Origin of the sequence: Streptomyces sp. NPDC088706, from assembly GCF_044752765.1 — a bacterium.
In the GTDB taxonomy this organism is placed as follows: domain Bacteria; phylum Actinomycetota; class Actinomycetes; order Streptomycetales; family Streptomycetaceae; genus Streptomyces.
In genome coordinates, this window is sequence record NZ_JBIVLW010000003.1 from 127,302 (window position 1) to 147,522 (window position 20,221).

General features: G+C 71.8%; 20 protein-coding genes. 3 read left to right on the forward strand and 17 right to left on the reverse strand.

Going from position 1 to position 20,221, the window contains the following annotated elements:
- Positions 1-42 precede the first annotated feature (42 nt).
- The 10 genes from ACIQAK_RS10065 to ACIQAK_RS10110 all read right to left on the reverse strand — a co-directional run bounded on the left by ACIQAK_RS10065 (position 43) and on the right by ACIQAK_RS10110 (position 10,331).
- Positions 43-456 carry a DUF3151 domain-containing protein gene (locus ACIQAK_RS10065; RefSeq protein WP_366388870.1) on the reverse strand — a complete coding sequence of 138 codons (414 nt, stop codon included), beginning with the start codon at positions 454-456 and terminating at the stop codon, positions 43-45.
- 394 nt (positions 457-850) lie between these two features.
- Positions 851-2,371 (reverse strand): MFS transporter, encoded by a 1,521-nt coding sequence (locus ACIQAK_RS10070; RefSeq protein WP_366388869.1) that lies wholly within the window; start codon positions 2,369-2,371, stop codon positions 851-853.
- 79 nt (positions 2,372-2,450) lie between these two features.
- Complete coding sequence (locus ACIQAK_RS10075; protein ID WP_366388868.1) at positions 2,451-3,623, reverse strand: MalY/PatB family protein; 1,173 nt, start codon at positions 3,621-3,623, stop codon at positions 2,451-2,453.
- Positions 3,624-3,713: 90 nt separating this feature from the next.
- On the reverse strand, positions 3,714-4,745 hold the full coding sequence (gene fbaA / locus ACIQAK_RS10080) for a class II fructose-bisphosphate aldolase (protein WP_366388867.1): 1,032 nt from the start codon (positions 4,743-4,745) through the stop codon (positions 3,714-3,716).
- Between the two features lie 149 nt (positions 4,746-4,894).
- Positions 4,895-5,434, reverse strand: a complete 540-nt coding sequence (pyrE, locus tag ACIQAK_RS10085) for an orotate phosphoribosyltransferase (protein WP_366388866.1) — start codon at positions 5,432-5,434, stop codon at positions 4,895-4,897.
- A gap of 47 nt (positions 5,435-5,481) precedes the next feature.
- The gene (locus ACIQAK_RS10090) at positions 5,482-6,276 is read right to left on the reverse strand and encodes an aldose 1-epimerase (RefSeq protein ID WP_366388865.1); all 795 of its coding nucleotides are present in this window, start codon (positions 6,274-6,276) and stop codon (positions 5,482-5,484) included.
- A 58-nt stretch (positions 6,277-6,334) separates the two neighbouring features.
- Positions 6,335-7,330 (reverse strand): SRPBCC domain-containing protein, encoded by a 996-nt coding sequence (locus ACIQAK_RS10095; protein ID WP_366388864.1) that lies wholly within the window; start codon positions 7,328-7,330, stop codon positions 6,335-6,337.
- Between the two features lie 202 nt (positions 7,331-7,532).
- Positions 7,533-9,131, reverse strand: coding sequence for a polyamine aminopropyltransferase (locus tag ACIQAK_RS10100; RefSeq protein WP_366388863.1), 1,599 nt, complete (start codon positions 9,129-9,131; stop codon positions 7,533-7,535).
- A gap of 106 nt (positions 9,132-9,237) precedes the next feature.
- Positions 9,238-9,759, reverse strand: a complete 522-nt coding sequence (locus tag ACIQAK_RS10105; protein WP_366388862.1) for a DUF2617 family protein — start codon at positions 9,757-9,759, stop codon at positions 9,238-9,240.
- A gap of 317 nt (positions 9,760-10,076) precedes the next feature.
- Positions 10,077-10,331, reverse strand: a complete 255-nt coding sequence (locus ACIQAK_RS10110) for a hypothetical protein (RefSeq protein WP_366388861.1) — start codon at positions 10,329-10,331, stop codon at positions 10,077-10,079.
- A 141-nt stretch (positions 10,332-10,472) separates the two neighbouring features.
- Between ACIQAK_RS10110 and ACIQAK_RS10115 the strand changes: the two genes are divergently transcribed.
- Positions 10,473-11,642, forward strand: coding sequence for a pyridoxal phosphate-dependent aminotransferase (locus ACIQAK_RS10115; RefSeq protein ID WP_366388860.1), 1,170 nt, complete (start codon positions 10,473-10,475; stop codon positions 11,640-11,642).
- A 426-nt stretch (positions 11,643-12,068) separates the two neighbouring features.
- Here ACIQAK_RS10115 and ACIQAK_RS10120 read toward each other — a convergent pair whose 3' ends face one another.
- From ACIQAK_RS10120 to clpB, 3 genes are all read right to left on the reverse strand, one after another.
- Positions 12,069-12,554 (reverse strand): prevent-host-death family protein, encoded by a 486-nt coding sequence (locus tag ACIQAK_RS10120; RefSeq protein ID WP_366388859.1) that lies wholly within the window; start codon positions 12,552-12,554, stop codon positions 12,069-12,071.
- 202 nt (positions 12,555-12,756) lie between these two features.
- Positions 12,757-13,293, reverse strand: a complete 537-nt coding sequence (locus ACIQAK_RS10125) for a YbjN domain-containing protein (RefSeq protein ID WP_366388858.1) — start codon at positions 13,291-13,293, stop codon at positions 12,757-12,759.
- A gap of 158 nt (positions 13,294-13,451) precedes the next feature.
- A complete protein-coding gene (gene clpB / locus ACIQAK_RS10130) occupies positions 13,452-16,037 on the reverse strand; it encodes an ATP-dependent chaperone ClpB (RefSeq protein WP_366388857.1) in 2,586 nt (861 codons plus the stop codon).
- A gap of 166 nt (positions 16,038-16,203) precedes the next feature.
- Between clpB and ACIQAK_RS10135 the strand changes: the two genes are divergently transcribed.
- Positions 16,204-16,605: a TIGR03618 family F420-dependent PPOX class oxidoreductase gene (locus ACIQAK_RS10135; protein WP_366388856.1), complete on the forward strand. Its 402-nt coding sequence runs from the start codon at positions 16,204-16,206 to the stop codon at positions 16,603-16,605.
- Between the two features lie 153 nt (positions 16,606-16,758).
- On the opposite strand, the gene ACIQAK_RS10140 is transcribed toward ACIQAK_RS10135, so the two are convergent.
- Both ACIQAK_RS10140 and ACIQAK_RS10145 read right to left on the reverse strand, forming a co-directional pair.
- Positions 16,759-17,079, reverse strand: a complete 321-nt coding sequence (locus ACIQAK_RS10140; protein ID WP_366388855.1) for a (2Fe-2S)-binding protein — start codon at positions 17,077-17,079, stop codon at positions 16,759-16,761.
- Positions 17,076-17,267, reverse strand: a complete 192-nt coding sequence (locus tag ACIQAK_RS10145; protein ID WP_366388854.1) for a hypothetical protein — start codon at positions 17,265-17,267, stop codon at positions 17,076-17,078. Before ACIQAK_RS10145 ends, ACIQAK_RS10140 begins: the two co-directional genes overlap by 4 nt.
- A gap of 109 nt (positions 17,268-17,376) precedes the next feature.
- Here ACIQAK_RS10145 and ACIQAK_RS10150 point away from each other — a divergent pair, with 109 nt between their 5' ends.
- Positions 17,377-18,381, forward strand: a complete 1,005-nt coding sequence (locus tag ACIQAK_RS10150) for a helix-turn-helix transcriptional regulator (RefSeq protein ID WP_366388853.1) — start codon at positions 17,377-17,379, stop codon at positions 18,379-18,381.
- A gap of 131 nt (positions 18,382-18,512) precedes the next feature.
- Here ACIQAK_RS10150 and ACIQAK_RS10155 read toward each other — a convergent pair whose 3' ends face one another.
- Both ACIQAK_RS10155 and dnaJ read right to left on the reverse strand, forming a co-directional pair.
- Positions 18,513-18,968 carry a heat shock protein transcriptional repressor HspR gene (locus tag ACIQAK_RS10155; RefSeq protein ID WP_366388852.1) on the reverse strand — a complete coding sequence of 152 codons (456 nt, stop codon included), beginning with the start codon at positions 18,966-18,968 and terminating at the stop codon, positions 18,513-18,515.
- Between the two features lies 1 nt (position 18,969).
- Positions 18,970-20,163 carry a molecular chaperone DnaJ gene (gene dnaJ, locus ACIQAK_RS10160; protein WP_366388851.1) on the reverse strand — a complete coding sequence of 398 codons (1,194 nt, stop codon included), beginning with the start codon at positions 20,161-20,163 and terminating at the stop codon, positions 18,970-18,972.
- Between the last annotated feature and the right edge of the window lie 58 nt (positions 20,164-20,221).

The window sequence follows — 20,221 nt, forward strand, 5'->3', positions numbered from 1 at the left end:
CTCTGTGGGCCGCGGGCCCGGCTCAGGAGTGCGCGACCGGGGTCAGCTCAGGATGTCGGCGGCGGTCGGGGAGGAGTCGCGCAGGAACGTCGAGCAGCGCTCGTGCTCCTGGGTCTCCCCGATGGACCCGGCGGCCCGCGCCAGGGCGTGCAGGGCGCGCAGGAAGCCGCGGTTCGGCTCGTGCTCGAACGGGACCGGGCCGTGGCCCTTCCAGCCGGCCCGCCGCAGGGCGTCGAGCCCGCGGTGGTAGCCGGTACGGGCGTACGCGTACGACTCGATGACCCGGCCGCCCTCGTACGCCTCGTCGGCGAGCTGCGCCCAGGCGAGCGAGGAGGTGGGGTACTTCGCGGCGACCTCGGCGGGCGGGGTGCCGGCGGCGAGCAGCTCGCGCGGCTCGGGGTCGTCGGGCAGGTGGGTCGGGGCGGGGCCCCCGAGGAGGTTCTCGTGGATGGACATGGATCAAGTGTGCCTGGAGCGGGGCGCGGGTGGGGCCGCACCGGGGGCGCCGGGGCGGGATCTGGTGGTTCGCGGCGGGGACCGTACGCCCGGGTGGGACCAGACGACGGGCGGGACCGGGCGAGAAGCGGCGCCGCGCGGACGGGACCGGGCGGCAAGCGGCGCCACACGGACGGGACCGGGCGACGAACGGCGCCACGCCGACGGGACCGGGCGACGAACGGCCCCACGCCGACGGGACCGGGCGACGAACGGCCCCACGCCGACGGGACCGGGCGACGAACGGCCCCACGCCGACGGGACCGGGCGACAAGCGGCGCCACGCCGACGGGACCGGGCGACGAACGGCGCCGCGCGGGCGGGCGGCGCCGCGCGACGGTCCCGAAGGGCCGCCTCACCGCTCGCCCTCCCGCGCCCGCTCGGGCTCCAGCGGCGGGGCCACGACCCCGCAGTGCATGGTGCAGGCGGGCCGTTCCTCCTCCCGCTCCCGGGCGGCGGGGGCCGCCGGGGCGCGGACGGTCCACCAGGCGATGACCGCGCCCAGCACCAGCAGCCCGGCGCACATCGGCATCGCCCGCCGGAAGGTCGCGGCGAACTCGCCCGCGTCCCGGTACGCCTCCGGGCCCATCCCGGCGAGCAGCGGCAGCGCGGCCACCGCGATCAGCCCGGCGGCCCGGGCGGCCGCGTTGTTGATCCCGCTGGCCAGTCCGGCCCGCCCGGTGTCCACGGCGGCCAGGACCGTCGCGGTGAGCGGGGCCACGACCACGACGAGCCCGGCGCCCAGCACCGTGACGGCGGGCAGCACCTCACTCACGTACCCGCCGAAGGACGCGCTGCCCCGCCCCACCCGCAGCATCAGGAGCATCCCGGCGGCGGCCAGCAGCGGCCCCACCGTCAGCGGGATACGCGGCCCGATCCGCCGCCCCAGCTCCCCCGACCAGGCGGAGAACAGCAGCATCAGGACGGTGGTGGGCAGCAGCGCGGTACCGGCCCCCAGCGCCGAGTACCCGGCGACCACCTGGAGCTGGATCGCGGAGAGGAAGAAGAAGCCGCCGAGGGCCGCGTAGACGCAGAACGTCACCAGGTTGACCGAGGTGAACAGCCGGGAGCGGAAGATCGACGGTGCCAGCATCGGATCCGCCCGCCGCTGCTCCACCAGCACGAACGCCACCCCCAGCAGCAGCCCGCCGAGGGCCGCCCCGATCACCAGCGGCGAGGCGCCCCGCCCCGGCGCCTCGATCAGCGCGTACGTCACCCCGGCCAGCGCGAGGGCCCCGAGCGCGGCCCCCAGCACGTCGAACCGGCCGCGCGCCGCCGGATCACGCGACTCCGGTACGTGGCGGAGGGCGACGGGTACGCAGACGGCGGCGAGCGGCAGGTTCAGCAGGAACACCCACCGCCATCCGGGCCCGTCCACGAGCCACCCGCCCACGAACGGCCCCACGGCCGCCCCGACCCCGCCGAACCCGGACCAGAGCCCTACCGCCCGGGCCCGGTCGTCCGGGTGGAAACTGGCCTGGATGAGTGCCAGGGACCCCGGGGTGAGCAGCGCGCCGCCCACCCCTTGAAGGGCCCGGGCGGCGATGAGGACCCCCGCGTTCGGCGCGATCCCGCAGAGCAGCGAGGCCAGTGCGAACCACACGATCCCCACGACGAACACCCGCCGCCGCCCGTACCGGTCCCCGAGCGCCCCGCCGAGCAGGATCAGCCCGGCGAGCGTGAGCATGTACGCGTTGACGGTCCACTGGAGCGCGGCCAGATCGGTGTCGAGGTCCGCGCCGATGCGGGGCAGGGCGACGTTGATGACGGTGGAGTCGAGCATCGCCATGCCGGACCCGAGCACGGTGGTCAGCACGACCCAGCGCCCGACGGGCGAGGCGACCCGGATCTCCCCGGGGGCGGGGGCAGCAGCCATGGGGTCAGCTTGCCCCGTGGTGCCTCTCCGCGCACTCCGCGCCCGCGTCACGGAGGCGCTGCCCCCGTAACCCCGCTCCTCAAACGCCGGAGGGGCTGGATTCGACCGCCTTCACCGCCCGGATCAACGCCTCCACCCCCGCCTCGACCTTCCCCCGAGGGCACCCCACGTTCAGCCGCACGAACCCCGGCGCCCCATAGACCGCACCCCCCATGATCGCCACCCGCTCCCGCTCCACCAGCGCCCGCTGCAACTCCGCGTCGTCCACCCCCGCCGCCCGCAGGTCGATCCACGCCAGGTACCCGGCCTGCGGCGGCTCCCACCCCAGCTCGGGCAGGTCGGCGGAGAGCCGCTCCGCGACGTACGCCAGGTTCCCCGCCACATACGCCCGCACCGCGTCCAGCCACGCGGCCCCCTCCCGGTACGCCGCGATGTGCGCGGTCAGCGACAGCACCGCCGGGGACGCCAGCCCCTCCGCCGTCTCCATCCGCCGCAGATACTCCGCCCGGTCCGCCGGATCCCCGATCAGCCCGTACGAACCGGTCAGCGCCGGGAAGTTGAAGGCCTTCGACCCGGAGGTGATCACCGCCCAGCGGCCCTCGCCGGCAACCCGGAGCCACGGCACATGGACGTACCCCTCGTGCACGAAGTCCGCATGGATCTCGTCGCTGACCACCGCCACGCCGTACCGCTCCGACAGCTCCGCCATCCGGGTCAGCTCGGCGCCCGTCCAGACCCGCCCGGTCGGGTTGTGCGGCGAGCAGAGCACCAGGACCTTCGCGTTGGCCCGGGACAGCTCCCGCTCCAGCGCCTCCTCGTCCCCCACCGGCACCCCGCGCAGCTCCCGCCCCAGCCCGGTGATCGCCTTGCGGAAACCGTCGTACGTGGGGGTGTGGACGACGACGCCGTCCCCCTCCCCGGTCCACATCTGGAGGAGCTGGGAGAGCTGGTTGAGCACGGACGGGCCGTACACGAGCTGCCCGGTGTCGATCGCGGTGCCGTACCGGGTGGCGTACCAGTGGGCGATGGCCGAGCGGAAGTCGTCCTGCTGCCAGGTGGTGTAGCCGAGGACGCCGTGCTCCAGCCGGGCCCGCAGCGCGGCGAGCACCTCGGGGGCGGTGGCGAAGTCCATGTCGGAGATGGTGAACGGGAGCAGCCCGTCGACCCCGAACCGGTCCGCGACCCCGTCCCACTGGACGCACCAGGTGCCCCGGCGGTCGACGACGGTGTCGAAGTCATAGAGCGCGGCCACGGGAGGCCCTCCTTCCCTCGGCACAGCGACGGGCCCGGCCCCCCGAAGGAGGACCGGGCCCGTCGCCGTACATCCGTACTCGTGTACTGCCTACTTCAGCTTCGTACCGGTGGAGCGCAGGTTCGCGCACGCCTCGGTGACGCGCACGGCCATGCCCGCCTCGGCGGCCTTGCCCCAGGTACGCGGGTCGTAGGTCTTCTTGTTGCCGACCTCGCCGTCGACCTTCAGGACACCGTCGTAGTTGCGGAACATGTGGTCCGCGACCGGGCGGGTGAAGGCGTACTGGGTGTCGGTGTCGAGGTTCATCTTCACGACGCCGTTCTCCAGCGCGGTGGCGATCTCCTCGGCGGTGGAGCCCGAGCCGCCGTGGAAGACGAAGTCGAACGGCTGGCTGCCGGCCGGCTTGCCGTACTTCTCGGAGACGCCGGACTGGAGGTCCTTCAGCAGCTCGGGGCGGAGCACGACGTTGCCCGGCTTGTAGACGCCGTGGACGTTGCCGAAGGAGGCGGCCAGCAGGTAGCGGCCCTTCTCGCCCAGGCCGAGCGCCTCGGCGGTGCGGAGCGCGTCGTCGACGGTCGTGTACAGCTCGTCGTTGATCTCGTGCGTGACACCGTCCTCCTCGCCGCCAGTCGGGGTGATCTCGACCTCAAGGATGATCTTGGCGGCGGCGGCCTTGGCCAGCAGCTCCTGGCCGATGGCCAGGTTGTCGGCGAGGGTCTCGGCCGAGCCGTCCCACATGTGGGACTGGAACAGCGGGTTCAGGCCCTTGGCGACGCGCTCGGCGGAGATGTCGAGCAGCGGACGTACGTAGCCGTCCAGCTTGTCCTTGGGGCAGTGGTCCGTGTGCAACGCGACGGTGACGTCGTACTTGGCGGCGACGATGTGCGCGAACTCGGCCAGGGCGACCGCGCCCGTCACCATGTCCTTGTTGTGCTGGCCGCCCAGGAACTCCGCACCGCCCGTGGAGATCTGGACGATGCCGTCGCTCTCGGCCTCCGCGAAGCCGCGCAGGGCCGCGTGCAGGGTCTGCGTCGAGGTGACGTTGATGGCCGGGTAGGCGAACTTGCCCGCCTTTGCCCGGTCGAGCATCTCGGCGTAAGCCTCGGGGGTTGCGATGGGCATCTGACCGCTCCTTGGATGTGCGGGTGTGCAGGCTTGAGTCCCTGACCTGGGGGCGACGTCATCGTCGCCCCCATCTTCCCAGACTCCTCATACGGCTCCACCCGGCGGACCCTGTTTCACGTGAAACCGTCCGCCCCGTCCGATGTCGCTCAGGCGAGGCCGAGGTCGGCCACCGAATAGACCTGGACGTACGGCAGACCGGCCTCGGCGATGGCCGGAGCGGCACCGCGCTCGACGATCACGGCGACGGCGACGACCTCGCCGCCCGCCTCCCGTACGGCCTCGACGGCGGTCAGCGGCGAGCCGCCGGTGGTCGAGGTGTCCTCGACGACCAGGCAGCGGCGGCCCTGGACGTCGGTGCCCTCGATCCGGCGCTGCATCCCGTGCGCCTTCTGCGCCTTGCGGACGACGAACGCGTCCAGACTCTGCCCGCGCGCGGCGGAGGCGTGCAGCATCGAGGTGGCGACCGGGTCGGCGCCGAGGGTCAGCCCACCGACGCAGTCGTAGTCCAGCTCGGCGGTGGCGTCGAGCATGGCCTGGCCGACCAGCGGCGCGGCCTTGCCGTCCAGCGTGATCCGGCGCAGGTCGATGTACCAGTCGGCTTCCAGCCCCGAGGAGAGGGTCACCTTGCCGTGCACCACGGCCTTGTCCTTGATCTGCTGGAGCAGGTCAGCGCGTACGTCAGTCATGGTGACGAGGGTAAGCGGTGGAGTCCGGGCGCTACCCCCGCACCCGCTCAGAGCCGCGTCCAGCTCCAGGTCGCCGTGATCTCCAGCGGGTCGATCGGGGTGACCAGCCGGGGCGCGGTGTTCAGCCCGTTCGGCGGGCCGGACTGCGGCTCCACGCAGACCGCCTCGTCCTGCTCGTCGTAGATCACCACCCACTCGCTGCGGCTCCTGACCGTCAGCTCCAGCTGCTCCGGCCAGGTGACCTTCACATCCACGCCGTCGGGCATCCCGAAGCAGTCGTCCCACGGGCCGGGTACGGGGTCGATGCGGCGGCCGGTCGGCAGGTGGTCCTCACCCCGCTCCTCCTGCCAGGCGGCGTCGAAGGAGAGCTCGACGTCCCGGCTCCCGAGGCTGCGGCGGAACCAGGGGTGCCAGCCCGCCTGGGCCGGGAAGGAGCTGCCGTACGTCTCGACGGCGAGGCCGAGGGACAGCGCGTCCTCGGTCAGCTCGAAGGTCTGGGTCACCCGGCCCGGGTAGGGCCAGGGCTCGGCGAGGTCGTAGTAGAAGGCCGCCTTGTCCTTGCCCGCGTGGGCGGTCTGCCAGACGGTGTCCCGGCCGGTGCCGTGGATCGCGTGCGGCGGCGAGTTCACGGGCAGTTGGTGGGAGGCGTCACCGTTGCGGAACTGGCCGTACCCGGTGCGCCCGCACCAGGGCACCATGGGGAAGCAGCCGTACCGCTCACCCTGGCGCAGCAGTTCGGTGGAGCCGATCCGCAGGCTGCTGATCCGGCAGCCGTGGGCGGGATCGACGGTCAACTCGGCATCGCCGACGGTCAGCCTGACGTTCTCTTCGCTACTGCTCACCCGACGACCCTACTGGCGACTCGCGGAAGTGTCCCGCCGGCCGGACCGGATCGGCCCGCTATCTCCGGCGCCGCAGCGCCCGGCCCAGCACCACGGCGGAGGCGAGCGCGAGGGCGGCGGCCGGGGCGACCCAGCGCAGGGTGCTGCTCGCACCGCCCGCGTCCGGCGAGGGCACGGGGGCGTACCGGCCCCGCGGGGGCGCGTGATCGACCTCCTCCGCGCTGCGCCCGATCATGGTGCGGCGGGCGTGCGCGGCCTCGGCCGGCGGCTCGTCCGGCACGGTGAACTCCACACCGGCGACGGGGTCGAGCGCGGGCGGGGGGACGGGCGAGTCGAAGACGGAGGCGGATTCGGCGGGCTCAGCGGACGCGGCAGGCACATCGGGCTCGGCGGGCTCAGCGGACGCGGCAGGCACATCGGACTCGGCGGACTCGGAGGCGGTGCCCGCATCGGCAGAAGCCTTTCCGCCACTCGGCTCGCCGCCCGCCAGCTCGCCGCCCGCCAGCTCGCCGCCCGCCGCGTCCTCGGCCGGCGCGTCCTCGGTCGGCGCCTCGACGTCCCCCTCCAGGCCTTCGGCGGCGACGCTCTCCGCACCGTCCTCCTCCTGCGCGGCCAGGGTCTCCGTCACCAGCTGCTGGGTGAAGCGGTCCAGGAACCGCTGGGCCGCCGCGAGCGCGGCGCCCTCCGCCAGCTCGGCCAGCCGGCCGCCGCCGCTCGCCGTACCGCTGTAGGCGAGGGTCGTCCCGCCGTCCGTCTCCGTGAGGCCGATGGTCAGGGCCAGCTGCACCGCACCGGTCCCCCGGGCCTCCACGCCCTCCCCGGTCACCGAGAACCGCTCACCGTCCCCCGCACGCTCCGGGCCGGAGAGCTTCAGCTCGCCCCGGTAGGTGATGGTGTGGCCGCCGGCCCGGAACTTCCAGCGGCCGGCCAGGGGCGAGGCCGACGCGTCGGCGTCCTGTTGGATTCCCGGAACGCAGCGGGCGACCCGGACGGGATCGCCCAGCGTGCGCCGCAGGGCCGGGACCGGGACCGGAACGAACACCTGATGCTCCATGACAACCGAGCCTAATCGGCCCCGGCCCGCACGTCAGGGCTTCCCCACGCCGAACCTCACGCCTCCCCCGCCCCACCCGCCGTCCCGCCCCCGCCCAAGCCCTGCCGCACGCCCCCTCCCCGCCCCCGCCCGAGCCCTGCCGCACGACCCCTCCCCGCGCCCCCGTCCGAGCCCTGCCGCACACTCTCCGGCGCCCCCTCCCTCACGCGTCCTCCCAGTACTTCGGATGGATCAACGTGGACGGCTCCTGGCCCGGCAGCCGCAGCCGGTCCGCCGCCCGGGCCCCCTCGCGCAGCTCCGACTCCCCCAGCGAGCGCAGCGCGGGTGCCCCGGTCCCCAGCCCCGGCTCCCCCAGCGGCTGGGCCCCCGCCAGGAGGAACCCCCAGTCCTCCGGGACCTCGCCCCCGCCGCCGAGCCGGTCGGGGCCCGCGGTGAAACCGGAGGGGCGGCCCGGGACGCGGTACGGGCGGGTCGCCAGGCCTCCGGCCCGTACCGAGGCCTCCACCGTCCAGAAGGTCCGCGGCCGGGCGGCCGGCGGGCCCGCGTGGACCACGAGCCTCCCTCGCGGCGCCAGGGCCTCGGCGATCAGCCCGTAGAACTCGGCGGAGTACAGCTTCGTACTGGCCGTGATCCCCGGGCCCGGCAGATCCGAGATCACCACGTCGTAGCGGTGGCGGTCGGCCCGCAGCCAGGTGAACGCGTCCGCGCCGACGGCGGTGAGGCGCGGATCGCGGTAGGCGTGGCCGTTGAGCCCGGAGAGAGCGGGGTCGGTGCGGGCCAGTCGGGTGAGGGCGGGGTCGATCTCGACGACGGTGACCGAGCGGACGTCGCGGTAGCGGAGGACCTCACGGGCGGCGAGCCCGTCGCCGCCGCCCAGGATGAGGACCCGGGCGCGGGGACCGTCCATCGCGGGGTGGACCAGCGCCTCGTGGTAGCGGTGCTCGTCGCGGGCGGTGACCCGCAGCCGGCCGTCCAGATAGAGGCCGAGGGAGGCGCGGTCGCTGCCGGTCAGGACGACCTCCTGCACCCCGGTCCGCACCGCGACCCGTACCTGGTCCCCGTAGACCGCGCGCCGCGCCGCCCGCTCGAAGTCGTCGACCAGGAGCGTGGCCGTGGCCAGGACGGCGATCACCGAGAGGTTGGCCAGGACGAGGAGGCAGCGGGAGCGGGGGGTCAGGTCGCGGCGGAACACCCACAGGACCAGCGCCCCGCCGACCGCCGCGTTGACCGCGCCCGTGCACAGCGCGCCGGTGAGCTGCCCCAGCATCGGCAGCAGCAGGAAGGGAAAGGCCAGCCCGCCGACGAGCGCGCCCACGTAGTCGGCGGCGAAGAGGTCGGCCACCGCCCCGCCCGCGTCCTGCCGGTCGACGCGCTGGATCAGCGTCATCAGCAGCGGGATCTCCGCACCGATCAGCACTCCGATCGCCAGCGAGAACCCGACCAGGGCGTACCGCGACTCACCGAGCCAGACGAACGACGCGTACAGCACGAGCGCCGATGAGCCGCCGATCAGCGCTAGGGCCGCCTCGATCAGTCCGAAGCCGACGGCCGCGTGGCAGCGTAAACGTTTCGCAAGGAGCGAGCCGATGCCCATGGCGAAGACCATCACGGAGAGCACGACGGAGGCCTGGGTGACCGAGTCGCCGATCAAGTAGGAGGCGAGCGCGACCAGTTCCAGCTCGTACACGAGGCCGCAGGCCGCACAGACGAAGACGGCCGCCAGCACGAGGAACCGGCCGGTCCTCGGCCGCACGGGAAGCCGCGCCGCGCCCCCTCGCAGCGACACCTGCTGGTCGATCATGCTGCGAACGCTACGTCACTGCCTGGTCGCCGCTTGTCACCCACACGGGTGCAAGTGGAGCGGCCGTGCGGGGCACCCCGGGCGGATCGGGGCGCCCCGTGCCCCCTCAGAGCGCGGGCGCGGCGACCCGCACCCCCACCCGGGTCCGGGTGACCACCAACTGCCCTTCCTGCGGGTACGCGTGCCAGGTGCGCCACCGCACCTGGCCCTCGACGCGCTGGGCGAGCATCGCGGTGAAGGCGTACGGGCTGCCGGGGAAGGTGCCCGCCAGACCGTGCGGGTGGTCGCTGACGAGCGCGAGCAGCTCCTGTGCGCGCCCCGCGAACTGACCCTGGTTCAAGGTCTCGACGCGCGCGGCGAATTCGTACTCCCAGTCCCCGATCCGCTCGGCGACGCCGAGCGGAAGGGGGGTGCTGCTGCCCGGCAGACAGGCAACGGTCTCGGAGCAGACCCCGCGGTCCTCCTGGAGGAGGACCTGATGGGAGGCGCCGAGGAGCCTCAACTGGAGTTCGGCGCCGCCGAGCTGGAGGTCGAGGACGGCGAGGGCGGGGAGCGGCTCCCGGCCCAGGGTCCAGGCCAGGTCGGCGGCGCGGGTATCGGAGTAGGCCGTCTGGAGGGTGGTGAGCATGGGTCGGCTCCGCAAACACACATGGACACATGGACAGCGGATGTCCCCGGAACATGCGCGTGGGAGGCGGGGAACGCCCGATCTGGTCCAACTGGGGTCCGAGGGCTGAATGTTCTCTTCGAAGAGGGAATCACGAAATACGCCGCACTCGCAGCGTTTTTACCCAACTTGACGTGGTTTCCATCCCCCCGGGGGCTGCCCGGTTCAACTGTTCAACCATTTCCCCCTGCGTGGCTCAACGACAGGGCGCCCGAAGGGAGTTCACCCTCCGGGCGCCCGGTGACCGAGTCACTGTCGGTGACGGTCGTGCGTCCCGGTCAGCTGCCCCCGCCGCAGCCGCCGCCCCCGCCACCACCGCACGACGATCCGCCGCCGCACGAGTGGCCGCCCGAGCCGCCGTCTCCCCCTCCGCCCACCCACCAGCCGCCGCCGGCCGCCGCACCGCTCGCGGAGGACCGGCGCCCGGCACCCGACCGGGACGAACCGTTCCCGACGCTGCTCACCCGCACCAGGAAAACCACCAGACCGACGAGGACACCCACCGCGATCAGCACCGTGATGAAGACACCCATGCCCCTCACCCACCTTCTCTTCCCCCGAAGCGCGGCTCCCCCGTCGCTTCCCGGTTTCCTTCGTGCCAGGGGGATCCCCCTGGCCCACGCGACCCAAAGCAGACTTGAGCAACTCCAGAGCTTGGGCACAGGATGGCGCCCATGACACAGGGACGACCGCTGCTCAACCGACGCCTCGCCGGGTTCGGCACGACGATCTTCGCCGAGATGTCCGCGCTGGCCGCGCGGACCGGCTCGATCAACCTCGGCCAGGGCTTCCCCGACACCGACGGCCCCGAGGAGATCCGGGAGGCAGCGGTCCGGGCGCTGCGCGCCGGGCACGGCAACCAGTACCCGCCGGGCCCCGGCGTCCCGGAGCTGCGCACCGCCGTCGCCGACCACCAGAAGCGCTTCTACGGCCTTGACTGGTCTCCCGACACCGAGGTCCTGGTCACCACCGGAGCCACCGAGGCGATCGCCGCCACCCTGCTCGCCCTGGTGGAGCCGGGCGACGAGGTCATCGCGTTCGAGCCGTACTACGACTCGTACGCCGCGTGCATCGCCATGGCGGGCGGCGTCCGCGTCCCGCTGACGCTCCGCGCCCCCGCCTTCCGCCCGGACCTGGACGAGCTGCGCGCCAGGATCACCCCGCGCACCCGCCTCCTGCTCCTCAACTCGCCGCACAACCCGACCGGCACGGTCCTCACCCCCGAGGAGCTGAGCGGTATCGCGGCCCTCGCGGTGGAGCACGACCTGCTGGTGGTCACCGACGAGGTGTACGAGCACCTCGTGTTCGAGGGCTCCCACCACCCGATCGCCGCCCTGCCGGGGATGCGCGAGCGCACGGTCTCCATCTCGTCGGCCGGCAAGACGTACTCGTACACCGGCTGGAAGATCGGCTGGGTGACGGCCGACGCGCCGCTGGTGACCGCCGTGCGCTCGGCGAAGCAGTACCTGACGTTCGTGAGCGGGGGCCCGCTCCAGTACGCGATCGCGGAGGCGCTCCAGCTGCCGGACACGTTCTTCACGGAGTTCCGCGACTCCATGCGCCGCAAGCGCGACCTGCTCGCGGAGGGCCTGCGGAGCGCGGGCTTCCGGGTCTACGAGCCGCAGGGGACCTACTTCATCACCACCGACATCTCCCCGTTCGGCGAGGAGGACGCGTACGCCTTCTGCCGGGCGCTCCCGGAGCGCTGCGGGGTGGCCGCCGTACCGGTCTCGGTCTTCTACGACGACCCTGAGGCGGGCCGCAGCCAGGTCCGCTTCACGTTCTGCAAACGGAAGGGTGTGTTGGAAGAGGCGGTTACCCGCCTCAAGCGCTTGGCGGTCTGACAGGGGGCGCGAAAAGAACGCCGCCGGTTCGCTTCGGGGTGCGGGACCTGCTCAAGCCCCGCCCCCGAAGCGATCACGGTTCACTCGGTGTCTTTGGGATGTCGCGGGGAGGCATACACGAGGATCACGGTGGAAGTCTCCGGGCTGACCAGGTAGCGCACTCGACCACCGCTGGTGACCTCGTACTCCCACTGGTCCAGGTCGGAGCCCTTCCACACTTTGGTGGCGTGCCTGCCGCGCAACTGGTGCTGGCGATTCCATGGGACCGGGCCAGGGGGTCACCCCGGAGAGCATCCAGGCAGCGATGCGCGCTCGGCAGGGCCACACGACACAGTTCCTCCCAGCCCGTCACCGCCTCTGTGGTCCCGAAGACGACGTTCCACCCGTTGAGGGGCGGAACGCTCACTCGGTCTCCTTTCTTCGGGCTCACCCACGCACCTCGACCTGACCGAGGTCATCACCGTCGAGCGGACGCAGCGATTCCCTGAGCTGCTCGGGATCGGCATTGATGCGTGCCGTGGCCCGCCAGGAGACGATCGCGCGGTGCACAGCCTCCCCCGCCCCCAGTTCGGCGGCGTCCGACAGCGCTTCAAGAAGCTCGACAGTGAAAGCCCGGACCTCTTCCGCGTCCAGGTGTCGCGCCCAGGGGAACACCTCGGGCAGCGCGAGGAGGAGTGCCCTGGCACCGTCGTCCTGCTTCATCAGTGCGAGGAAGAGCCGCGAGGCGGTGGTCAGGTTCTCCTCCGCGCCCTCCGCGCGTACAGCCGTGGTCAGCACCATGTCCGGCGCGTCCCGATGGGTGACCCGAAGCCGTCCCAGGGCAGCAGCTCTGGCGGCGACACCTTTGGGGTTGCGGGAGAGATCGGTGAAGGAGACGGATTCCGTTTCTGCTTCCAGACGCGTGGTAGACATAATCAGAGCCTACTCAGATCACGATCTGATTTCAAGGGAGACCGGCCGGCCTTCGATGCGCGCGCCTTCACCTTCTGCAAGCGCGAGGACGTGCTGGCGGAGGCGGGCGAGCGGCTGGGCCGGCTGGGGTGAACGCGGAGACGGCCCGGGAGGCGGTCGTGGTGACCGCTGCCCGGGCCGTTCCCGTGGATACATCGAGGGGCTAGGCGCCCTCGGGGTCCGTGTTCTCCTCGGCCGGCGCGAGGCCCAGGCGCTCGACGAGCCACTTGTCGAACTCGATCGAGGCGCGCACCCAGCTGACCGTCGAGGAGACGAAGTGCTCCAGGCTGACGCCGGTGCCGATGAGCATCTGCGCCTCACCGATCAGCCGGACGGAACCCGCCTCGCCCTCCTCGCCCTCGTGGGCGTGGGTGTAGACCTTGGGCCACAGGGTGCGGCGGTTCCAGTCGTCGATGGCGTCCAGGAGGACGGGACGCAGGTCGAGCGCGTGGGGGCGGTCGTAGAACGTACGGACGGAGAAGACCTGCTGCTCGTCCTCGCCCCGGAACATGAAGTACGTCCGGAACTCTTCCCACGGCGCGGCGAGGTCGCCCTCGTCGTCGACGACGTACTTCAGCTCCATCTGGTCGAGGAGCTGCTTGACGAGGTCCTGGTCAGGGACGACGGGGCCCTCCGGTCCTGCCGCCTGCGGTTCGGGCTGGCCCCCGAAATTAGGAATCGAGGACGGATCGATGCTCACCGTTATTTCCCTTCGTGCGGTTGCGGCCATCCTCTCCCATGGCGGGCGGGGCATGGCAAGCCCGCACGGCCCCTATCCGCCACAAGCTGAGAGAGGGCCGGTGGGGAGGGGGCCGGGCGGGCGAACGTACACGGCGTGTGACGAGCCGTGCCCGGGTGTTACGAGGCGGGGCCGACGATCAGTCCGTCCTCGGCCCGCTCCACCCGGACGGTGTCACCGTCCCTGACCTCGCCGGAGAGGATCTCCTTGGCGAGCCGGTCGCCGATCGCCGTCTGGATGAGCCGGCGCAGCGGGCGCGCCCCGTACGCCGGGTCGTTGCCCTCCTCGGCGAGCCAGGCCAGTGCCTCGGGGGTGACGTCGAGGGTGAGCCGCCGGTCGGCGAGCCGGGCCGCGAGACGGTCGACCTGGAGCTTCGCGATGTGCGTGAGCTCGTCGCCGGAGAGCGCCGAGAAGACCACCAGGTCGTCCAGCCGGTTGACGAACTCCGGCTTGAAGGACGCCCGCACCACCTCCAGCACCTGCTGCTTCTTCACCTCGGGCTTGACCAGCGGGTCCATCAGGAACTGGCTGCCGAGGTTGGAGGTGAGGACGAGGATGGTGTTGCGGAAGTCGACCGTGCGGCCCTGGCCGTCGGTGAGCCGGCCGTCGTCGAGGACCTGGAGCAGGATGTCGAAGACCTCGGGGTGGGCCTTCTCCACCTCGTCCAGGAGCACGACGCTGTACGGGCGGCGGCGGACGGCCTCGGTGAGCTGGCCGCCCTCCTCGTAGCCGACGTAACCGGGCGGGGCGCCGACGAGACGGGCGACGCTGTGCTTCTCGCCGTACTCGCTCATGTCGATGCGGATCATGGCCCGCTCGTCGTCGAAGAGGAAGTCCGCCAGCGCCTTGGCCAGCTCGGTCTTGCCGACGCCGGTGGGGCCGAGGAAGAGGAACGACCCGGTGGGCCGGTCGGGGTCGGCGATCCCGGCCCTGGTCCGGCGTACGGCGTCGGAGACGGCCTGCACGGCCTCGCTCTGCCCGATCAGCCGCTTGCCGAGCTCGCTCTCCATCCGCAGCAGCTTCCGGGTCTCGCCCTCCAGCAGCCGGCCGGCCGGGATGCCGGTCCAGGCGCCGACGACATCCGCGATGTCGTCCGGTCCGACCTCCTCCTTGACCATGGTGTCCTTGGATGCCTCCTGCTCCGCCTCGGCAGCCTCCTCCAACTCGCGCTCCAGGCCGGGGATCTCCCCGTACAGCAGCTTGGACGCGGCGTCGAAGTCGCCGTCGCGCTGGGCGCGTTCGGCCTGGCCGCGCAGCTCGTCCAGGCGCTCCTTGAGCTCACCGACCCGGTTGAGGCCCTGCTTCTCCTTCTCCCAGCGGGCGTTGAGGCCGCGCAGCTCCTCCTCCTTGTCGGCGAGGTCGCGGCGCAGCTTCTCCAGGCGCTGCTTGGAGGCGGCGTCCGACTCGTTCTTCAGCGCCAGCTCCTCCATCCGCAACCGGTCGACCGAGCGCTGGAGTTCGTCGATCTCCAGGGGCGAGGAGTCGATCTCCATACGGAGCCGGGAGGCCGCCTCGTCCACCAGGTCGATGGCCTTGTCGGGGAGGAAGCGGGAGGTGATGTAGCGGTCGGAGAGGGTGGCCGCGGCCACCAGCGCCGAGTCCGCGATCTGCACCTTGTGGTGGGCCTCGTAACGGCCCTTGAGGCCGCGCAGGATCGCGATGGTGTCCTCGACGGACGGCTCGGCCACCAGCACCTGCTGGAAGCGGCGCTCCAGGGCGGGGTCCTTCTCGATGCGCTCGCGGTACTCGTCGAGCGTGGTCGCGCCGACCATGCGCAGCTCGCCGCGGGCCAGCATCGGCTTGAGCATGTTGCCCGCGTCCATGGCGGAGTCGCCGCCCGCGCCGGCGCCGACGACGGTGTGCAGCTCGTCGATGAAGGTGATGATCTGGCCGTCGCTCTCCTTGATCTCGGAGAGGACGGTCTTCAGGCGCTCCTCGAACTCGCCGCGGTACTTCGCGCCCGCCACCATCGCGCCCAGGTCGAGCGAGACCAGGCGCTTGTTCTTCAGGCTCTCGGGGACGTCACCCTTGACGATGCGCTGGGCGAGCCCTTCGACGACGGCGGTCTTGCCGACGCCGGGCTCACCGATGAGCACCGGGTTGTTCTTCGTCCGGCGCGACAGGACCTGCACGACGCGGCGGATCTCCTGGTCGCGGCCGATGACCGGATCCAGCTTGCCCTCGCGCGCGGCGGCCGTGAAGTCGGTGCCGAACTTCTCCAGGGCCTTGTACTGGCCCTCCGGGTCGGGTGTGGTCACGCGACGCCCTCCCCTGCTCGTCTCGAATGCGGCCAACAGCTTCTTCGCACCGGCCCCTTGCCCGTCGAGGATCTCACCGGCACGCCCGCCCTTCGCGGCGATCCCGATGAGCAGGTGCTCGGTGGAGAGGTACTCGTCCCCCAGCTCCTTCGCCCGCCGCGCCGCGTCCTGGATGACGGCCAGCAGCTCCCGGTCGGGCTGCGGCGGGGCCACGGTGGAGCCGGTGACGCTGGGCAGGGCCCCGAGCAGCCGCTCGGTCTCGGCACGCACGGTGGCCTGGTCGGCCTCGACGGCGGCCAGCAGGTCGATGATGTTCTCGTTGTCCTCGCCCCCCAGCAGCGCGAGCAGCAGATGCGCGGGGGTGAGGTCGGGGTGCCCGTCCTTCACGGCCCTGTCGGTGGCCGCGTTGATGGCGTCCCGGCTCTTGTTGGTCAGCTCGGCGTCCACGTGTGCTTACTCCTCCTCGCGGCTGGAACTCTTCCCTTGACGGAAACAACATGCACAAAGTTGAGTCTATTCCACTCAAGGCAAGAATACGGCACCCCGGCCCTCCGCTCCGAGTGAACGGGCCACCGGGGCAACCCGCCACCGCACCGCCACCTACGCTTCACCCATGGCAGACGTACGGAACCCCACCCCCGAGTACCTCGCCTTCTGGCGCGAGCGGCATGTGTGCACGCTGACGACGCTGCGCCCGGACGGCACGCCGCACGTGGTACCGGTGGGCGTGACGTACGACCCGGAGGCGGGGGTGGCGCGCGTGATCACCGGCGGGGGCACCCGCAAGGTCGCCAACATCCTGGCCGCCGGGCCGGAGGGGGCACGGGTCGCCGTCTGCCAGATGCACCGAGCCCGCTGGGCGACCCTGGAGGGCCGCGCGACCATCCGCAGGGAGCCGGAGGCCGTCGTGGACGCGGTGAGCCGTTACGCGGAGCGCTACGAGCGCACGCCGAGGCCCAACCCGGAACGGGTCGTCATCGAGATCGCCGTCGACCGGGCGCTCGGAAAGGCCTGACCGCCCCCTGCGCCGCCGACCGGGCGCTCGGAAGGGCCGGCCCCCGGATACGCGCCGGACGGGCACAGCACAGCGGCGCCACCGTGTTCAGGTCACGGTGGCGCCGCTGTGTGGGGGAAGCGCCGGAGCGATAGGTGACGACGGGGGAATCGCTCAGGCACTGCGGGGGGTGGCGGAAAGGGGTTCTGACGTGATCAGCTCATGGTCCCGCTGATCGAGGTTCACAAAGATCATCCCGTACCTGACGGCGCAGCGGACGGGCTGCGGCGCGCCACGGGGGCGTCGGAGACAGCGATAGGCGCGGACGTCCTCGTCCTCTTCCATCACCACGACGATCGGCTCTCCGAACAGGGTGACCATCAACGAGTCGCCACGGCGGGGCAGTGCCGTGAGCAGATCGATGAAATGCCACCCTGAGCGATAGGCGGTCGCCATCTCGCGCCGGAAGGTGCGATCGTCCGGCGGCGTGGTCATGCTCGGTCCTTCGTGGTCGGGGTGAAGTCCCAGGCCAGGTCGGGGGGCGGCGCGGCTTGCGAACGCAGTTCGACGGCCTGATTGGGCGCCGTGTCCCAGACGGGGTCTCCCTGGGCGCTGAACACTCCGGACGCCAGCCCGACGGAGAAGGCCACGGCAAGCACCGAGCGAAGCGTTTTCTTACTCATAGTGGGCTTCGTCCTCACTTCCAAGGTTTCCTCTCCCCCGCATCACAAGACGATGGCCCATCAAGGCACGTCAAACCACAGAAACGATGCATCATGTTCCTGCTGATGCATGTTCCTGGGGGGTGGAGAATTGACCACAGATAGAGCGAAAGCGACACATCCCCACTCTGTCACCACTTTGTGCGACGAGGGGGCCCGGCTCTACGCGAGTGCGTTGAGCGTGGGGAAGGTGGCCCGCGCCGAAGCGGAAGACGCGCCGTGCCTGCTGGAGTTCGCCCTGCTGCACCCCGACCCGGACGACCCCACCTGGCTACGGCCGGTGCCGGCATTCGCGGCGCTCACCCAGCGGCTCCACCCCATCGAGCGGGAGATCCAGGAGCGCAGACGGCTCTCGGTCGAACTCACCGAGGCGTTCGAACCCTTCATGGCCGTCAGCGCCCAGACCCCGCCGACCACCCACGCGATCACCGTTCTGGAAGGCATCGACCGTATCAACGCCTCCATAAAACTGGCCCTTTCGGAGTGCCAGGCGGAGGTTCTCACCATCCAGCCCGGCGGCGGGCGCAGCGAGGACGCGCTGAACATCGCCGTGGAACGCGGACACATTCTCGCGGAGCGTGGCGTAGGCATGCGCACGCTGTACCAGCACACCGCCCGCCACAGCCACGGGACTCTCACCTATGCGGCCCGCATGGCGGAGAGCAAGGTGGAAATCCGGACTCTCGAAGAACTCATAGAGCGACTCATGATCTTCGACCACACCGTCGCCTTCATCCCCGCCACGGACGACCGGACCGTCGCCCTCGAACTACGGCACCCCGGCATCGTGAAGTACCTCGTCAAGGTCTTCGAACAATTCTGGCACCGTGCAGTGCCTTTGCAGGAGCAGATCCCTTACGACCCCGGGCCGGAAGGCATCTCCGGCGTCCGTCATTCGATCGCCAAGCTGCTGGTCGAGGGCCATGTCGACGAGGCCATCGCCCGCCGCCTCGGCATGAACGTCCGCACCTGCCGCTCCCACATCGCCAAGCTCAGTGTCGCGCTCGGCAGCAACAGCCGGGCACAACTCGGTTATCTGATCGCGCGCTCGGGAATCCTGGAATCGGATTCCTGACCGCGCGACCGATCCCCGGCCGGGAACCCGGGCGGTGCGTGACGGAGGGCCCGGCAGGCGGCATACGACTGCGGGGCCGGGGGAGAGCGGATGAACGCTCTCCCCCGGCCCCGCTGTTCGCAGACGCGTGGTCACTCCGTCGGCGGCCGCTTCGCCTTCGGCCGCCAGACCACCAGCGCGCTGGTCTGCTGCACGTCCTGGTACGGCACGAGGTCGCGCCGGTACGAGGCGTGCACCTGGGCCTCGCGCTGCTGCATGGCGACCGCCGCGCCGTCCACCGCCGCCGAGAGCTCGGCGACACGCTGCTGGAGCGCGGCGACCTGGTTCTCCAGCTCGATGATGCGCTTGATGCCCGCCAGGTTGATGCCCTCGTCCTGCGACAGCTGCTGCACCGTGCGCAGCAGCTCGATGTCGCGGGCCGAGTAGCGCCGGCCGCGCCCGGCGCTACGGTCCGGGGAGACCAGGCCGAGACGGTCGTACTGGCGCAGCGTCTGCGGGTGCAGGCCCGAGAGCTGGGCCGCGATCGAGATCACGTACACCGGTGATTCATCGGTCAGCTGGTACGGATTGCGTCGACGGCCGTCCATCTCAAGCTCCCTTCGCGGCCTGGAACAGTTCCGCCCGCGGGTCCTCGTCCGCGGTCGCCTTGCGGTAGGCCTCCAGCGCGTCCCTGGCCTCCTGGCCGAGGTCCGTGGGGACCGCCACCTCCACGGTGACCAGCAGGTCGCCGCGGGTGCCGTCCTTGCGGACCGCGCCCTTGCCCCGGGCGCGCATCGTACGCCCGTTGGGGGTGCCGGGAGGCAGCTTCAGGGTGACCGGCGGTCCGCCGAGCGTGGGGACCTTCACCTCGCCGCCGAGCGTCGCCTCCGGATACGTGACAGGCACGGTGACCGTGAGGTTGTCGCCCTTGCGGCCGAAGACCGGGTGGGCGCCGACGTGGACGACGACGTACAGATCGCCGGCCGGACCGCCGCGCTCGCCCGGGCCGCCCTTGCCGCGCAGCCGGATCCGCTGGCCGTCCGAGACGCCCGCCGGGATCCTGACCTGCATGGTGCGGGCCGACTTCGCCCGGCCGCTGCCGTGGCAGACCTCGCACGGGTCCTGGGCGATGAGGCCCCGGCCCTTGCAGTCCACGCAGGGGTCGGTGAGCGAGAAGCCGCCGCCCGTGCCGCGCGAGACCTGGCCGGTGCCGACGCAGGTCGGGCAGACCCTGGGGGTGCCGTTCTTGTCACCGGTGCCGGAACACGCCTTGCAGGGCGCCTGGCTGGACATCCGCAGCGGGACCGTGGCCCCGTCGACCGCCTCGGTGAAGCTGAGCGTCACCTCGGACTCGATGTCCTGGCCGCGCCGCGGCTGGACGCGGGTGCCCGCGCCACCGCGGTTGAACAGCCCGCCGAAGACGTCGCCGAGACCGCCCCCGCCGCCGCCGAAACCGCCGCCCGCGCCGCCCTGTCCGCCGCCCGGGGCGCCCCCGCCGAAGAGGTCGCCCAGGTCGAAGTTGAAGTTGCCGCCCGCACCACCGGGGCCGGCACGGAAACCACCGTTGCCGAAGAGGGCGCGCGCCTCGTCGTACTCCTTGCGCCGCTTGGTGTCGCCGAGGACGTCGTTCGCCTCGGAGATCTCCTTGAAGCGCTCCTCCGCCTTGGCGTCACCCTTGTTGGCGTCCGGGTGGAACTCTCGGGCGAGCTTGCGGTACGCCTTCTTGATCTCGGCGTCGGTGGCGTCCTTGGGGACGCCGAGGACCTTGTAGTAGTCCTTCTCGACGAAGTCCTTCGTGCTCATCGACGTCCCTCCTTCCGGACGATCGGCGCGGCGGCCGGCCCGTGGGCCGGCCGCCTGG

What these genes read in the sequence shown, in the direction of transcription:
- ACIQAK_RS10065 (WP_366388870.1), bottom strand. Translation starts at nt 456, where the DNA reads ATGTCCATCCACGAGAACCTCCTCGGGGGCCCCGCCCCGACCCACCTG.
- ACIQAK_RS10070 (WP_366388869.1), bottom strand. Translation starts at nt 2,371, where the DNA reads ATGGCTGCTGCCCCCGCCCCCGGGGAGATCCGGGTCGCCTCGCCCGTC.
- fbaA (WP_366388867.1), bottom strand. Translation starts at nt 4,745, where the DNA reads ATGCCCATCGCAACCCCCGAGGCTTACGCCGAGATGCTCGACCGGGCA.
- pyrE (WP_366388866.1), bottom strand. Translation starts at nt 5,434, where the DNA reads ATGACTGACGTACGCGCTGACCTGCTCCAGCAGATCAAGGACAAGGCC.
- ACIQAK_RS10095 (WP_366388864.1), bottom strand. Translation starts at nt 7,330, where the DNA reads ATGGAGCATCAGGTGTTCGTTCCGGTCCCGGTCCCGGCCCTGCGGCGC.
- ACIQAK_RS10100 (WP_366388863.1), bottom strand. Translation starts at nt 9,131, where the DNA reads ATGATCGACCAGCAGGTGTCGCTGCGAGGGGGCGCGGCGCGGCTTCCC.
- ACIQAK_RS10105 (WP_366388862.1), bottom strand. Translation starts at nt 9,759, where the DNA reads ATGCTCACCACCCTCCAGACGGCCTACTCCGATACCCGCGCCGCCGAC.
- ACIQAK_RS10110 (WP_366388861.1), bottom strand. Translation starts at nt 10,331, where the DNA reads ATGGGTGTCTTCATCACGGTGCTGATCGCGGTGGGTGTCCTCGTCGGT.
- ACIQAK_RS10115 (WP_366388860.1), top strand. Translation starts at nt 10,473, where the DNA reads ATGACACAGGGACGACCGCTGCTCAACCGACGCCTCGCCGGGTTCGGC.
- ACIQAK_RS10120 (WP_366388859.1), bottom strand. Translation starts at nt 12,554, where the DNA reads ATGTCTACCACGCGTCTGGAAGCAGAAACGGAATCCGTCTCCTTCACC.
- ACIQAK_RS10135 (WP_366388856.1), top strand. Translation starts at nt 16,204, where the DNA reads ATGGCAGACGTACGGAACCCCACCCCCGAGTACCTCGCCTTCTGGCGC.
- ACIQAK_RS10140 (WP_366388855.1), bottom strand. Translation starts at nt 17,079, where the DNA reads ATGACCACGCCGCCGGACGATCGCACCTTCCGGCGCGAGATGGCGACC.
- ACIQAK_RS10145 (WP_366388854.1), bottom strand. Translation starts at nt 17,267, where the DNA reads ATGAGTAAGAAAACGCTTCGCTCGGTGCTTGCCGTGGCCTTCTCCGTC.
- ACIQAK_RS10150 (WP_366388853.1), top strand. Translation starts at nt 17,377, where the DNA reads ATGTTCCTGGGGGGTGGAGAATTGACCACAGATAGAGCGAAAGCGACA.
- ACIQAK_RS10155 (WP_366388852.1), bottom strand. Translation starts at nt 18,968, where the DNA reads ATGGACGGCCGTCGACGCAATCCGTACCAGCTGACCGATGAATCACCG.
- dnaJ (WP_366388851.1), bottom strand. Translation starts at nt 20,163, where the DNA reads ATGAGCACGAAGGACTTCGTCGAGAAGGACTACTACAAGGTCCTCGGC.